This window comes from Crocinitomix catalasitica ATCC 23190, assembly GCF_000621625.1.
In the GTDB taxonomy this organism is placed as follows: Bacteria; Bacteroidota; Bacteroidia; order Flavobacteriales_D; family Crocinitomicaceae; genus Crocinitomix; species Crocinitomix catalasitica.
This window is the reverse complement of sequence record NZ_KK211318.1, coordinates 135,917-150,601: the sequence shown is the minus strand read 5'-3', so window position 1 is coordinate 150,601 and position 14,685 is coordinate 135,917. Positions and strand designations below refer to the sequence as shown.

General features: G+C 33.0%; 15 protein-coding genes. 1 reads left to right on the top strand and 14 read right to left on the bottom strand.

Features of this window, described 5'->3' with window-relative positions; genetic code table 11:
* Nucleotides 1–92: 92 nt before the first annotated feature.
* The 12 genes from T367_RS0119175 to T367_RS0119125 form a co-directional block, all read right to left on the bottom strand.
* A complete protein-coding gene (locus T367_RS0119175) occupies nucleotides 93–2,102 on the bottom strand; it encodes a PKD domain-containing protein (RefSeq protein ID WP_027421279.1) in 2,010 nt (669 codons plus the stop codon).
* Nucleotides 2,103–2,271: 169 nt separating this feature from the next.
* Nucleotides 2,272–2,787 (bottom strand): hypothetical protein, encoded by a 516-nt coding sequence (locus T367_RS0119170; protein ID WP_027421278.1) that lies wholly within the window; start codon nucleotides 2,785–2,787, stop codon nucleotides 2,272–2,274.
* A gap of 126 nt (nucleotides 2,788–2,913) precedes the next feature.
* Nucleotides 2,914–4,128: a tetratricopeptide repeat protein gene (locus T367_RS0119165; RefSeq protein ID WP_084274494.1), complete on the bottom strand. Its 1,215-nt coding sequence runs from the start codon at nucleotides 4,126–4,128 to the stop codon at nucleotides 2,914–2,916.
* 196 nt (nucleotides 4,129–4,324) lie between these two features.
* On the bottom strand, nucleotides 4,325–4,783 hold the full coding sequence (locus tag T367_RS0119160; RefSeq protein WP_027421276.1) for a hypothetical protein: 459 nt from the start codon (nucleotides 4,781–4,783) through the stop codon (nucleotides 4,325–4,327).
* A 178-nt stretch (nucleotides 4,784–4,961) separates the two neighbouring features.
* Nucleotides 4,962–5,390 carry a DUF2141 domain-containing protein gene (locus T367_RS23210; protein WP_072032230.1) on the bottom strand — a complete coding sequence of 143 codons (429 nt, stop codon included), beginning with the start codon at nucleotides 5,388–5,390 and terminating at the stop codon, nucleotides 4,962–4,964.
* Entirely contained in the window at nucleotides 5,329–5,943 is a 615-nt protein-coding gene (locus T367_RS0119150; RefSeq protein WP_027421275.1) for a redoxin domain-containing protein, read from the bottom strand. Before T367_RS0119150 ends, T367_RS23210 begins: the two co-directional genes overlap by 62 nt.
* Nucleotides 5,940–6,425 carry a hypothetical protein gene (locus tag T367_RS0119145; RefSeq protein WP_035846270.1) on the bottom strand — a complete coding sequence of 162 codons (486 nt, stop codon included), beginning with the start codon at nucleotides 6,423–6,425 and terminating at the stop codon, nucleotides 5,940–5,942. The genes T367_RS0119150 and T367_RS0119145 overlap by 4 nt, the downstream gene beginning before the upstream one ends.
* Nucleotides 6,426–6,503: 78 nt before the next feature.
* Nucleotides 6,504–6,890, bottom strand: a complete 387-nt coding sequence (locus tag T367_RS0119140; RefSeq protein ID WP_027421273.1) for a DoxX family protein — start codon at nucleotides 6,888–6,890, stop codon at nucleotides 6,504–6,506.
* Between the two features lie 123 nt (nucleotides 6,891–7,013).
* Nucleotides 7,014–7,670, bottom strand: coding sequence for a helix-turn-helix transcriptional regulator (locus tag T367_RS25645; protein ID WP_394331580.1), 657 nt, complete (start codon nucleotides 7,668–7,670; stop codon nucleotides 7,014–7,016).
* A complete protein-coding gene (locus T367_RS25225; RefSeq protein ID WP_051568678.1) occupies nucleotides 7,661–7,852 on the bottom strand; it encodes a hypothetical protein in 192 nt (63 codons plus the stop codon). Before T367_RS25225 ends, T367_RS25645 begins: the two co-directional genes overlap by 10 nt.
* Before the next feature lie 291 nt (nucleotides 7,853–8,143).
* Nucleotides 8,144–8,860: a hypothetical protein gene (locus T367_RS0119130; protein ID WP_027421272.1), complete on the bottom strand. Its 717-nt coding sequence runs from the start codon at nucleotides 8,858–8,860 to the stop codon at nucleotides 8,144–8,146.
* A gap of 489 nt (nucleotides 8,861–9,349) precedes the next feature.
* A complete protein-coding gene (locus T367_RS0119125; protein ID WP_027421271.1) occupies nucleotides 9,350–10,252 on the bottom strand; it encodes a LysR family transcriptional regulator in 903 nt (300 codons plus the stop codon).
* A 93-nt stretch (nucleotides 10,253–10,345) separates the two neighbouring features.
* Here T367_RS0119125 and T367_RS0119120 point away from each other — a divergent pair, with 93 nt between their 5' ends.
* Nucleotides 10,346–10,942 (top strand): NAD(P)H-dependent oxidoreductase, encoded by a 597-nt coding sequence (locus tag T367_RS0119120; RefSeq protein ID WP_027421270.1) that lies wholly within the window; start codon nucleotides 10,346–10,348, stop codon nucleotides 10,940–10,942.
* Between the two features lie 442 nt (nucleotides 10,943–11,384).
* On the opposite strand, the gene htpG is transcribed toward T367_RS0119120, so the two are convergent.
* Complete coding sequence (gene htpG / locus T367_RS0119115; protein ID WP_027421269.1) at nucleotides 11,385–13,286, bottom strand: molecular chaperone HtpG; 1,902 nt, start codon at nucleotides 13,284–13,286, stop codon at nucleotides 11,385–11,387.
* Between the two features lie 117 nt (nucleotides 13,287–13,403).
* Nucleotides 13,404–14,669, bottom strand: coding sequence for a hypothetical protein (locus T367_RS0119110; protein ID WP_027421268.1), 1,266 nt, complete (start codon nucleotides 14,667–14,669; stop codon nucleotides 13,404–13,406).
* Nucleotides 14,670–14,685: the final 16 nt, after the last annotated feature.

Sequence of the window (14,685 nt, the reverse complement as noted above, 5' to 3'; positions counted from 1 at the left end):
CAACACTGCGCTCCATATGAAGTGCAGTGTTGAATTACATTTCTAAACCTTAATTGAGGATAAAGACTTTAGATCTTAAAACGAAAAGTTGATTATCTCAATAAAGTAAAAGTACCACGATCTGTCTTTTTTTCATCTGACGCTAACAAACCAAAGTCAACTTGCCAAACATAGACACCACTTTGGCATAATCCAGAACCACCATAACTTCCATCCCATCCGTAAAAAGAATCAAACGATTCGAATACGACTTCGCCATATTGATTAAAAATTAGCAAGTGGTAATCATATACATCGTAACCTGAAGTGAAGACTGGTTTAAAGTCTGCATTAAACCCATCGTTATCCGGTGTAAAAGCATTGGGTACATAATATAAAACAACATCCTTAATTGTTATACTTTTTTCAGCAATAGAGATACAATTAGCATCATTCGTAGCTGTCAGCTCTACGTCGTATGTTCCACCTGTTTCAAAAGGATAGATATGGATTGGATTAATATCGTTTACTTCACCCGAACCATCACCAAAATTCCAAGTTACATCTGTTGCTAAAGCCGATTCGTTGATAAAGTTAACTTCAGGATCCAATGCGTCTATATCAGATGATTGGAATGAAAAAGCAGCAACTGGACTTGGTAAAGTTTCAATATAATCTGTTCTCGACAATTCTGCCACACATCCTTCTGCAGATTCTACACGTAGCGTCACATCATAAATTCCTGGAGAATTATACGTATGTGTTACAGGACCACAAATATTCGAAATACTTCCATCTCCAAAATTCCAACTACAACGGAATGATTCGCTAGAAAGGTTCGTATAATTAACAATATGCTCAGGACAATCAAATAAATTATCCCCGAAAAAGTCAACAACAGGTAAAGGATTAACGACAACATCTACATCGTCCATTTGAATACATTCTCCACCACAAACAGCGGCAGTTACTGAATAATTCGTTGTTCCTATTCCAGGAACAAAAGCTATACCATCTGCAATTATAGGCGTCCAACTAATTGCAGCCCCATCAGGATTAAAAGCAGTTAATGTAACCTCTGAACCTTCACATAATGCTTGATCCAATCCAGCATCAACACTAGGCGTTATAACCTCAATATTAATAATTTGCGTCACATTGATTGAATTCCCACAAGCATCTGTAATTGCATAAATACGAGAAATACTTTCTAGATTACAAACGTCACCGTCCGAAGTATCAGAAATAAAAGTAACAGTCGGAACCCCACAATTATCTGCTGCATCCGTCACAACTGTAGGATCAGGTGCAGGAACATCAGACGCACAACTTACAGTAATTGCAGAGGGATTAGATCCTGTTGGACTGATAATATCATTTACGGTTATCATTTGAGTTACAGCAAGTGTATTTCCACATTCGTCAGTTACAGCATAAGTTCGAGTAATTGTTTCTGGGCAAGATGCACCGTCCGAAACATCTGATAAAAAAGTAACCGTTGGTACGGAGCAATTATCCATCGCATCAGTAATAACTGCGACATCAGCAACTGGAATATCAGCAACACAACTTACATTAATAGGTAACGGACTAGATGCAGTAGGTGCAATATTATCATACATTTGAATTAATAAGTCTTCCGCAATAATTTCCCGACCAGCATCAGCACCAGCAGAAACTGAATGGATAATAAAATTAAAACCTGTCGTTGATGGTAATCTAAAAGTCAATCGGTGCATTTCGTAAATTTGTCCCAAAACAACATTGGTTGTAGTTAAAGTAACTCCAAAATCATCCTTAACAATTAAGTCAATATCCATTGGTGCACCTGTAGACATTCTCATGGAGAGAGAGATGGTAATTTCAGATGATAAACAAGCATCAAAATGACGGTCGTAGACATCGACATCAGCTAAACCCGTTGATACATTAAACCATCCATAAGGAGTACCATCAAAGGTATATGCGATATCATCATTTGGACCAGCAGGTCCTGTAAGATTCGATCCTACTTCGCCAATTATAGGCCCCGTATTAAAATCTTCAGACAATAATGTAGTAGGACATTGTGAATAAGCATTATAACTTCCAATAATTAGGAAAAGTGCTATAAATAATTTCATATTTTTTATTATTGATTCATCGTCTTTTGAGGAGACAAGGCGCAATGTAGGGGTTCCTATTCGGTTTTAACAGAACTATTCGATAACGTTAAATTTTTATACGATTAGTGGTAATCCTAGATTATTAAAGGAAAATACGCGACGCGTATCCTCCATTTAGTGAAGGTTTTTATTGGAAAATTGGCGCTGAATCAATTTTCATCTCCACTTCTTCATGATCTCTCCAAAACAAATTATAATCGAATGACTTATTGGGCTGCTGAGGATATGGACTCAAATATTTATTTTCTTCTAATTTCCACAAGTACAATGTATCAACTATCATTATATCAATTACTGTTGAGTCCATCCCTTTTAAAGCGAAGTCGTATTGATATCCAATAGTATCTTTTAGAATAATTCGATCCTCATGATAGGTATAGTGCCCAAAAATATAAGACGGTGATCCAAATGTGTTCCAGTGTAATAAGAAAAATGTCTCATCCTCATATAACGTTAACTTTTCCCCGACATCTCTTCCTCCATGAAAGTAAATTGATGAATTTATTGCGTCAAAGGATTCTACAATAATTTCACTTTTGTTTATTGTCTGATCTTCTATGCCATTCAAATTTGATTCTCCCTTTTTGCTCTTGCATGATGCAAGAGTAAAAAGCATAATAAAAACAAAATAATTTTTATTCATTCCAAAATCATCTAGGTATTAGAATAAAATTAACCATTATTATATTCACTAAAATCGTAGATTTAAATGAATATAGAATCCATCAAGATTAAAACCTACAGCTAAATTCTTTCTAAAATTAACAAGTCACCTTAATTCAGACCTTAAATAAAGCATATACTTTGCGCTATTCTCCGAATAAAAGGGGAATTCTTGCTCAGGTAAATATTGATCCAATAAATCAATTAATTCTTTAGCGAGCTTCTTCTCCCTATTCTCCAAATAGTATCGACTTCGAACGAATACCCGATATCGAATTCCCACTATCAATCTGCGTTCTTCGTTACTATTTTGATTGACCATTTCGCACAATTTTAATATACTCAAAAGTTCTTCTTTAAACACTGCATGTGTCACGAGCTCACCAATATTCTCTGTTAATTTATCAACGATGACATTATTCCTGCAATATGCTCCTAAAGAAAGCCTTTGATTTTCTCTAAAGTAGGAAGTAAAGTAGATCTCCCTTTCAAATAAATTCGCTTGCATTAGTGAAAGCAACACTCGGTCCGACCTCAGTAAAAAACTATCATTATAACTCGGCTGAAGCATCCATTTAAAATCTCCGATTGTTACCAAGCTATCTTTCCAGGGTAAATAAGACAATGAATCTAATACTGGTTTTGAAAGGTTAAACTTAATTTGCCTTTTGTCCATTAAATAATTAGGATACCAAATTGTACTCATCAAACCGGATTCGATCAATACAACATCCGTTCTATAATTTTCCATTACTTGTACATACCAAACTGAATAGCCATTATTGTCACCTGCAGATAACAGTAAACCGTTTTTATCACATGCGTCTAAAAGTAACCTTGCTCTAGCCAATATAAAATCGCTGTACCCGCCTTTTTTTTTACCTTGTTTAAATGCCCATTTTGCCGAATCTAATTTGCTGTGATGCATGTAATGTACAGCAAGTACGCCCCATTCGGCTGTAATTTTAGCATAAGGATCAAGAATTACAAGTTCACCTTTATAGTAAGGTGATATTTTATTCACCTGTTCAAATTGTTCACTTATTTTGATCGTAGATTCAAGACTTGTAATAAATGCCAATGTCTCATCTTTACCGTCAACTCGGCTGTAGGCATACCCTAAAAAGTAATGCGCTTCCGCATTATTCGGTTCAATTTTCACCGCTTGTTCAAACGCTTTAACTGCAAGTTTGTAATCGGGTTTAAGATTTTCAGTACTAAATTCAGCCTTACCAACAACCATTAACGAATCGAAAAGAGAATTCTGGGTGAAAATGATATTTAGATAGAATAGAGCAACTAAAGTAAATAGTATTTTCATTGATTTTATATTTGATACCTACTTTTAAAAACCTGATTGATAAACCTTTTAATTAAATCAGTCAACTCATTGACTTGGGTTGTTCCTTTTAATCAAATATAATGTTTCTATTAAGAATGAGTGTTTTGAGAGCGGAGGAGAAAGAAATGTAAGGTTAATTGGTGGAGCAATTCCAATACGAGGAAGCTGTATGTTTTCATTTACAATGACTCAATTTCCACAGTTCTTCTAACTCGATAAGTAAACCATTTATAAGTAGATTATCGTACTTGACTAGCTCCATATTCTTTTCAAGACAATGGGCATACCTTATAGTCCTGGGAGTTTGCCAACTAAAATAAGTTGACAAGGTCTTATAAATATCCATAAATTCAAGGACTGATATTTTATAGCCAGTCTTAATTTTCGGATCATTGAAAGTTACGATTTGTGCTATGTTTAAAGAATCCAATTTGGGAACTTGTTTTAACAGTTCTGTTGGTATAAAAAGGGAATCATTAATAATCTTGAATCGATTTTCTACAATTCGCAATGGGCTTGCCATCAAACGATTTATCGATGTCCCCCCTATAAAAATGTACTCCTGCCCTACCGCTAACCCCATATTATTCAGTATTGAAGATCCTTCAATTCCAGTATCGTTTCGGAATTTCATTTTTTTACAAAGTCGGTTTTTATTTTTAATCCATGTAGCTACTTTAATTTTAACCTTTCGTTCATCGGCGGAGACAACTGTTCCTCTACAGATAGTTGGATATTTAGTTAAATAATAACTTAGACTGTAAACCGTAGGTTTCGGTAATTATTATATTCTTCAAGATGATAAATTAGAATTAAAAGTACGACATGCTAATTGTTACATTCATAGACTTGTTAAAATTGAATTTTGCATCCTCGTAACTAGGAGGACTCATAAAACCTGTCGCATTATTCGATGCTCCCGCACCTTCCTTTGGTATTCCAATAAAGTTTTGATCAAGTTTGCCATTGTTATTCTCATCATGAATTAAGGCAAAAGCATATTCCCCATTTTTTAAACCATCAATGTAAAATACAACTTGACCGTTTGAAGGAATTGTTATTCTTTTTCTTAGAATAGCATTTTCTTTTTTCATTGGATAGCCCTTTTCATTGTTAAAGATGTCAAGAATAACTTGTCCTTCATGGTTTTCTATATCTGTTACATGAATTGTCAACCTCTTATTCTGAGCAATCAGGTAAGATGACATGATCATTAAAAGTGGTATCAAGAATGTTTTCATAAATATTATTGTTTAACTGTTTTATTTTAGAGAGTATAGATTCAATTTTAGGATGGTCACCAAAATGTTTACCATAGTGTGCCATCCGTATCACTCCATCGGGGCCTATTAAAAAATTCGCTGGCATCAGATTCGGGTCTGTATCTATTATAACTTTCTTAGGCTTGAATTTTAATGCTTTAACAATCAATAAAGGATAAAGCAGAAGTTTAATCATACCTGTAAATGACGATTCTGTAACTCCATATGCTTTATAGATGCTCTTACCCTTGTCTGACACCATTAGAAAAGGTGGTTTTTCTTTTCCTACAAATCGCAGTAAGTTCTCTTTGTCAGAAGGCCAGAGAGACACTATCTCTACATTATGATTCTGAAATAGTGCATAATTTTGAATCAATTCATTCGTTCTCAGATTACAAAACGGACAAGCAGCAAAACGGTGAAAAGATAAATAAATCCATTTGCCTGGAGCGGGAATATTAACCAGACTTCCCCACAAATCTTTTGTTTGAATAGCTGGGGCAAAATCTCTGACTTTTATAATTCTTTTCATTTGTACATTTTATGGTTCAGAATTTTGAATATCAACGCCTGTATTACGATTAGCATGGGTACATAAACCGACACTGTAAAATAGTTGGCTCCAAGGGGCAATTCATAAACTTTTTCGCTCATCGCTAAAGTCAATACCATAATAATATCTACCGTACTTACTAAAGAAAAAAACCAAGTAAATCCAATTGCAGACTTCTTGTTGGTTTTGAGCAATAGAAGAGCTATTAAAGCTAAAATTCCAGAAATAAAATCACCATATGATATTATCTCTTTTAAATAGAGCGGAAAATCACTCGAAACCTGCCCAGGCATAAATAAAGAAAGTGGTAGATAGCGAAAGACATTTACCAAGAGCAGAAAAGCAAGAATATCCAACTTGGTATTCTTAGTGATTTTTGGAATCACATACCATTTGAGCATAAGAAAAAATACCAGTATGCTGAATGCACATTGCACAGCTAATACGATTAAAGAGTTCATATTATATTGATTTAAGATTACTAATAGAAAAAAACATAGTGTGAATCAAATGAAAAAATCAAAGCGTAATAGCTATATTTAGATCATTGGAAGGATTGAAAATTCAGATTTACTTTTAGGTCTGGTAGCCCAAGAAGTAATTACTAGACTCAGAATCAATGTTGGTATGATTATCATTTCCAAAGGGGCCCCCATACTTATTCGTGAAAACGATGCTCCCGATAAATCGAAAAGCATTCCAGCATATGCCCACTCTTTTAGTCTAATCGTTTTGGGCAATAGTATAGCAATAGCTGCCATGATTTTCCAAAAACCTAAGATTTTCATAAAGTACAATGGATACCCTAATTGAATCATATCTGTTGAAATATGTTCGTTTCCAATACTATTTAAGACTCCTGTTGTAACAAAAGCACCAGCGATAAGTATAGTACTAACCCAATACAATGTTGATTTAAGTTTCATAATTTGCTATTTATTTTTTTTAAGTTATTTACTTAAACAAATTTATCGCATATGAATTCATCAGAGCTGTGATAATAAGTCCAGATGATAGGACTTATGGTTCAACAAATATGGATTGGTTTATTATTGATTTGATTTTCGGTAGTCCGAAGGTAGAATATTAAATTTACGTTGAAATAGTCTAGAGAAATAAGAACTATCTTCATAGCCTATTTGAAAACTAATTTCACTTACGGTAAGTGACGTATGACGCAAAAGATCAGCTGCTTTTTTCATCCGTTTATTACGAATATAACTGGCTGGAGTATCTTCAAAATACTTCTTAAACTCCCTTTTAAAAGTAGAAAGGCTTTGACCTGACAAAAATGCCATCTGTTCAAGGCTTAGATTGGAATAAAGATGAGATTCTACAACTCCTGCAATACTTGCCTTTTGGGGTGTAAATAAAAAACTATACAACTCAAGTATGGTTTCGGCTGCTTCGGTATGAAGCAAGAGTAAAACTAATTCTTTGATTTTGAGATAGAGTATTTCTTCTTTTGCCATCTCAGGATTATCAAAATAAAAATTGAGGCTTTGTATAAAATGATCAATGACGTTCTTCTGAGAAAGGCTAAAGCTATAATTATTGGATTTTCGCTGCTTCACAAAAAATGGAATCTCCTCCTTAAATATTCTTTCCAGAATATCAGGAAATAAATGAATGACACAAACTTCACAAATTTCTGAAATACTATTTTCAAATAGTTCGGCGAAATAGGTACCACATTTTAATAAAATACTCTCCTTCTCATTAATGGTGTTTTTTTGTTTGGAGCAAAAACATGAGAGCCACCTTCATTAAAATAAAGGAAACAAGCTTCATCTTGAAAGACCGGGTTTTGACGCAATGGCGGAATAACTTTTAATTTTTCAATAATAGTTCTTCCTTTTAAGTCAATATGTTGTCTGCTTTTTATCAATGTTTTAATGGTAGGTAGATGAATATTTGGTTTCTTGGTCTCTTTTTTTAATGCTTACAAACACTATCTTATCGTCCTGAAATACAGTTGTTTGTTTTCTTATTTTTCTGTGGATTTTTTTCTTTTTTAACAAATAAACATTAGATTAAAGTAATTATTTTATTAGCCCAAAAAAGGGAAATTGATTACGATATTTTGTTTAAGAAATGTATAACACTTAAAAAGTACTTTCGTTTCGATTTATTACTTGGCTAAATATAAATGTTTTATTTTTCAAGAAAAATCTCAACTTTATTCTGTTTTAGACAAGGTAATGAAATTACAATTTAAGTCCATTGCTTTTGTTTCAATACCTAATTCTGAAAATACAAATTGTAGTTCTTCTAAATTATCTGGCCAAATCGTATTGATACTAACCAATTCGTTGCAATTGTGATTATTATCTATTTCAACGGCACTAATTTGAGCTAAAAAAGAAACAAATTCATCAAAAGGACAATTGACAATTGTCAAATTATCGCCGACTCCCTTCAGCACTTTTGATTCGTTTGGTATTGCTTTTTGACCTGTTGGGCAGTTAAATATTTTTATTCCTTTCTCAACAATATTAGCACTATCCACCTTCAAGGCTAAAAAGTTTAAAATTTCTGAGCGAATTTCTTTTTTTGAATTACCTGTTGGATATTTTATTTTAAGATTAAAGAATTCCCCTTCTTCGTAAGTGCTTTTAATTCGTCTAAGAGGGATTTCAAATAGTGTTGAAATAATTAACGCGTCACTTCCTCCTGCCAATTGAAAAAGCGTATCATTAAATTCTCTTTGATAAAAGTTTGCACACTGTGCATTCAAAACAGTATCTAGCTTATTTTCACCTGTATATATAATTTCACCATAACCATCTATGTTGGTCAGATTAACACGCTTTTTATCTAACTTCACTCCTTCACAAGACGAAACATGATAGATAATTATTAGCAAGAATATATTTAAGAACTGTCTTTTTTTCATATTTATCAAAAATATAAATAATTTGACTTCTTTGACTTTACCTTGGCCAATGCTTTTTTATCATTCTGAAAAGCAGTTGTTAAAATCTATTTTTTTTGCAATCAATTCCTCGTTAAAGTACAGTAATTTTATTCTTTCTCGTAAAAAAGTGAGATACATAAAATGGGGGAGTAAAAATTTAGAACTTTTAAAGCAAAGCTTCCTGCGATTTTATTTTTTTTATTTGTACTATTTTCTAGCATTGATTTTCACCCATCAATTTCACTGAATTTTGGATTCGTGCATTTTTGTCACAAATTTTTTATCCAATATTCGCTTTTCTTGTTTTGTCGATTCGTTATCCACTCAATATTTATTTAAAATTCAAGTTTAATTAGAAGCCGTATTTTGTATGGTTATTATCCTTTATAATCTGCTAATCTAGCAAAAACAAACTGAAAATAAATCAGCGAGGATTAGCAATGAATTAAACATGACGTACTACTGCGTTTATTTCATTTTTGATGTAAATATATGCTTAATCGTATCTAATTCTTTTTTGTATTTCAAATCTGTTCTTGATGCAAAATATAAGGTGTTTTCCGTTTTTACTGTTCCTTCCCAAACTAAATTAATTTCGTTTCTTAAAATCTGTTCTTGACATAAAAAATCGGGAACCAATGCAAGTCCGTTTCCATTGATTAAACATCTTATAATAGAAGTAATGTTTGGTAAAATATAGTTGGGTTTGAACGCAGGTTTTTTATTAAAATTCTCAAACCAAAAACGTCTAAAATGTTCCATTTCGTTTGATGAACTATACCAAATATTTTGAAGTAGTTCGTCTTCTAACTTGTTTATATTATTAGAATTAATGTGTTTTTGTATTTTAGTTGTATCCGTTTTATTTCCTGCTATTAAAACGATTCTTTCTTTTGAAAACGGAATATAATCAACTAATGATTTTTTTTCGTTCTGTTTTTTAGGTGTTATTACTAAACCTAAAATGCCGTTGTTTAGGTCTTTTATTAGATCTGTATGTGCTCCAAATCTCGCCACTAGGTCAAAGTCTAGTTGGGGAATTTCGGGTTCAATAATTAGTTGAAACATTTCAGAACACATGCCAATGTTCAGGGATGGATTTTTTTCTTGTGTTGTTTTTTTAAAATGCTGTTCCGCTATTTCAAGTTTTTTTAAAGACTCAATAATATATTCATATAAAAATTTCCCATCTTCTGTTGGAATCATTTTTCTGGAAGTACGTTCAAATAGTTTTTTGCCCACATAAGCTTCTAGAGCATTTAAGTGTACACTAACTCCAGGCTGGGAAGCATATAAAGCAATGGAAGCTTTGGTTAAAGTCCCGTTTTCATATATTTCTTTAAATGTTCTATACCATTCTAAATTCACCATAACTATTAAAATATTAATACAAATTTATAATTTATATTATTTTTATAATAATAAGTATTGCTTTAATTTTGACCTATATAAAATAAGAGACAAATGAAAAATATATTTATAATTAATGGTAGTCATCCATTTGCACATTCAGGTGGAAGATTTAACGAAACACTTTTCACTAAAACTATTTCATATTTTGATACCCTTAAAGAATTTGAAGTGAAGTTTACTCAAGTAGGTGAAAATTATAACGTAAAACAAGAAGTTGAAAAATTTAAGTGGGCAGATATAGTGATTTATCATACTCCAATTTGGTGGTTCCAAATCCCTTTTGGATTTAAAAAATATATAGATGAAGTTTTTACGGAAGGTCATCAAAATGGAATTTATGCAAATGATGGAAGAAGTAGAAAAAATCCAAACATTAATTATGGGACTGGTGGTTTAATGCACGGAAAAAAATATATACTGACTACAAGTTGGAATGCACCTAAAGCTGCATTTACTTTAGAGAAGGAATTTTTTAATCAAAAAAGTGTCGATGAAGGTGTTATGTCTGGGTTTCACAGAATGAATGCTTTTACAGGAATGGAATTATTAGCAACACATCATTTTCACGATATGGAAAAAAATGCTGATGTTCCTTCTGAATTGAATAAATACAATACTTTTTTAAATGATTTAATGATTAATTTGTAATTAGCTGGTTTCATTTCGGAACCGACTAAAACACACCAATGTGTTTTAGTCCTTTTAAATGTGATTGTTGCGCTAAAATAGTGAATCAATTGGATTTTTAATATTTTAATACTTAAGAATTTGACGATCCTCAACAGACCAATAGATTGGAAGACAGATTTTTGTTGGCCAAATACAAATTAGGTTCTGCCCTTTTGCGTTAGGGATTGAAGTGGATATCCTTTTTTCCGTCCGCTTGAGGAGGAAAAAAGATAAGAACGGAAAGCCCGCCCGATTCGCTCCGACCTGTACTGAACTTGCGAGGTGCGTTGTGAGCGAAGGGGAACGCCCAAATAATTCTGATCAATTTGACCATTGTTTGCCCTCCTTATTTTAAACCACAAAAAAACCAGTGACATTGCTGCCACTGGTCCTTATTAAATCTAAATAATAATTATAACTACTAGTCAATCAAATCTACGCTACGTTTGATGAACTCTGTTAAGGCTGCTCCTGTTAACATACCTTGTGATAACATGGCTAAATCAGTTAACTGTTTCGCTAATTTTTCTTTGTTATCTTTTTCTTTACTCAATATTGCACCAACTTTTGGGTGGTTTACATTAACTACCATATTGTACATTTCAGGGAACGAACCGAACATGTTCATTCCGCCGCCACCGCCCATACGTTGCTGCTCTTGCATTCTTCGCATAAACTCTGGTTGTGTGATTACAATTGGTGCTTCTGTTTCACTCATATTTGCAAACTGAACTGTAAACTTGTCTTTGCTTACAACGCCTTCAAATATTGGCTTAAGTGTTTCTTTTTCTTCGTCTGATAATTTAGAAGGTACTTCGACATCTGTTTTAATTAAGTTGTCTAAAGTATCTGCATCAACTCTTGCGAATGTTACATTCTCTAACTTACTTTCTAACTGAGAAATATAGTGTGGTGTTAATGGACTGTCCATTATCAATACGTCATACCCTCTTTCTTCAGCATTGGTAATAAATTGGTGATGCGCTTCTTGATTGTTCGCATATAGAATAACCAACTTACCGTCTTTATCGGTTTGTGTTGCTTTGATTTTTTCTTGGTACTCATCTAAAGTAGCATATTCAGCTTTAGAGTTTTTTACCAATGTGAATTTCTCAGCTTTTAAGAAGAATTTGTCGTCAGTTAACATACCGTACTCAACAAATACTTTTAAATTATCCCATTTCGATTCAAAATCAGCACGATCGTCTTTGAACATGCTATTTAATTTATCTGCTACTTTTTTAGTGATATGTGAAGAGATTTTTTTCACATTTCCATCAGCTTGTAAATACGAACGAGATACGTTTAATGGGATATCTGGTGAATCAATTACACCGTGTAATAAAGTTAAAAATTCTGGTACAATTTCCTCAACCGAATCAGTAATGAATACTTGATTAGAGTACAATTGAATTTTATTTTTTTGAATCTCTAAATTCTCTTTTAATTTCGGGAAATATAAAACACCTGTTAAGTTAAAAGGGTAATCTACATTTAAGTGAATGTGGAATAATGGATCTTCAAATGTCATTGGGTACAACTCGCGGTAAAACGCTTTGTATTCTTCGTCTGATAAATCAGCTGGAGCTTTAACCCATAATGGTGTTGTATTGTTAATGATATCATCAACTTCAACATCAACTTTTTTAACTTTTCCTTCGTCGTCTAATTCTCCTGTTGGATCGTCTTCTTTGATTGTTTTTGTACCAAACTTGATTTCAACTGGCAAGAATTTACAATATTTATCAAGAATACCTCTGATTCTACCATCCTCTAAAAATTCCTTAGAATCGTCTGAAATATGTAAAACAATTTCTGTTCCTCTATCCGATTTTTCATAATCTGAAATTTCGAATTCAGGTGTGCCATCACTTTCCCATTTCACTGCTTGCGAACCTTCTTTGAAAGACAATGTTTTAATTTCAACTTTTTTCGCTACCATGAAAGCAGAATAGAAACCAAGACCGAAATGACCGATTATTTGCTCTGCACCTTCTTTACCTTCGTATTTTTGAACAAATTCTTCAGCGCCAGAAAATGCAATTTGATTGATGTATTTTACAATCTCATCTTCTGTCATCCCAATCCCTTTATCCTTTACGGTTAAAGTTCCTGCTTCTTTGTCTAATATTACTTCAACTTTTAAGTCGCCCAAATCACCTTTAGCTTCACCTGCAGCGCTTAAAACTTTTAATTTGCTTGTTGCATCAATTGCATTTGAAACCAACTCACGTAAAAATATCTCATGATCACTGTATAAGAACTTCTTAATTAGTGGAAAAATATTCTCAGTTTGTACATTAACTGTTCCTTTTGTTGCCATTGTATATATTTAATTTTAGTTTGGAAACAAAAGGTCAATACTTGTGCCAAGGAAGGAATTACTGTCAGATTGTCGGAAATGATGCAGAGATAACTGTCAAGATTTCAATTCGTACAACTAAATGTCAAATCGCGGATTAACAACCGAATTGTACATAGAGCCGAATGAATAGTTAATACCTGTGCTCATCCAATACGAATAAGCCGATCCTAATTGTTGTTGCTGCAATAATACATCTTCAATACTCACTCCTTGTTTTGCTATATTCACTTGATTTTGATTGAAGTTAATTTTACCGTTCAACCGCCATGAAAAGCCTTTAAATAAACGCACTTTAAAATTAAGCCAAAGAGACAATGAATTCAATTTAAAATCATGTAAGTAATTATGGTAAGTTAATGTGGATGACATATTGCCCCAATCTTGTTTTACTGTTCCACCTAGGGTAACCTCTTGAAAACTGAGCACTTCTGCCGACTGATTAAATACAGTTGTATCATAATAATCATTGTATCGCGCTCCTAAATTATAGGCTACAATTGCTTGCTTATTAAATGCTTCAGCATATTCAAAAAAATCATATTCCAATCCTGTTTTTAAAACTGAATATAACTTATAATTGCTGTAGATTGAATTTCCAGCATCGGCAAAAAAACCGTACGAAAAATGATCGTTGATGGTTAGAACATCTTGTGCACTGCCCCAGAAATCACGTTTTTTAGAAGCCGTTTTTACGTTATTATAATTGTACACTTCTTTGGTTTGATTGAATCCCGCTCTGACAATAAATTTATTTTGCGCTGTTATTCTGCGCGCATTGATATTCCCGTTAATATTAAAGGTGTTTTTTGTTTCTTCTCCTGTTGCCCAACCTCCAGCGTTTAACGAATAGACCCAACTATTCCAAGGATCCGTTACCTCTTCAACACTAACCTTTTCGTCAGCATACACAACCAATTCTAATAAATCTACTTGTCCGGCCTCTAACCGATACCGCACCAATCCTAGTTCGACATACTTTAAAGCTTGTTGTCTTTCTTCTTCAGTCGAATTTGTCGGTAAAGTAGCGTAGGTTAAAATATCTGACAAATGTTTAAATGCACCTAAACCTATGAATTGAATGCGTTCTAATTTACCACCTGCTCCGCTAGATTGACTTGTAAATAACAAATGTACATCTGCCATTTGTCTGTCTCTAACGAATTGAATATTATTGATTTGCTGAGTTAAAAAAGTTTGATCACATTGCTGACAATCAATAAAGACTTTCAACGCGCTTAAATCTAATGCAGGAGTTTTAATTTCTTTCACATCTGTTTGTCCAAAAGATTGGCATACTATTAGCAGACTTAAAACGTTAAATAAAAGAGACTTCGTAACCATTTCTTGTATAATTTGG

Coding starts and splice junctions, on each gene's coding strand:
- T367_RS0119175 (WP_027421279.1), bottom strand. CDS start 2,102: ATGAAATTATTTATAGCACTTTTCCTAATTATTGGAAGTTATAATGCT.
- T367_RS0119170 (WP_027421278.1), bottom strand. CDS start 2,787: ATGAATAAAAATTATTTTGTTTTTATTATGCTTTTTACTCTTGCATCA.
- T367_RS0119165 (WP_084274494.1), bottom strand. CDS start 4,128: ATGAAAATACTATTTACTTTAGTTGCTCTATTCTATCTAAATATCATT.
- T367_RS0119160 (WP_027421276.1), bottom strand. CDS start 4,783: ATGAAATTCCGAAACGATACTGGAATTGAAGGATCTTCAATACTGAAT.
- T367_RS23210 (WP_072032230.1), bottom strand. CDS start 5,390: ATGAAAACATTCTTGATACCACTTTTAATGATCATGTCATCTTACCTG.
- T367_RS0119150 (WP_027421275.1), bottom strand. CDS start 5,943: ATGAAAAGAATTATAAAAGTCAGAGATTTTGCCCCAGCTATTCAAACA.
- T367_RS0119145 (WP_035846270.1), bottom strand. CDS start 6,425: ATGAACTCTTTAATCGTATTAGCTGTGCAATGTGCATTCAGCATACTG.
- T367_RS0119140 (WP_027421273.1), bottom strand. CDS start 6,890: ATGAAACTTAAATCAACATTGTATTGGGTTAGTACTATACTTATCGCT.
- T367_RS0119130 (WP_027421272.1), bottom strand. CDS start 8,860: ATGAAAAAAAGACAGTTCTTAAATATATTCTTGCTAATAATTATCTAT.
- T367_RS0119125 (WP_027421271.1), bottom strand. CDS start 10,252: ATGGTGAATTTAGAATGGTATAGAACATTTAAAGAAATATATGAAAAC.
- T367_RS0119120 (WP_027421270.1), top strand. CDS start 10,346: ATGAAAAATATATTTATAATTAATGGTAGTCATCCATTTGCACATTCA.
- htpG (WP_027421269.1), bottom strand. CDS start 13,286: ATGGCAACAAAAGGAACAGTTAATGTACAAACTGAGAATATTTTTCCA.
- T367_RS0119110 (WP_027421268.1), bottom strand. CDS start 14,669: ATGGTTACGAAGTCTCTTTTATTTAACGTTTTAAGTCTGCTAATAGTA.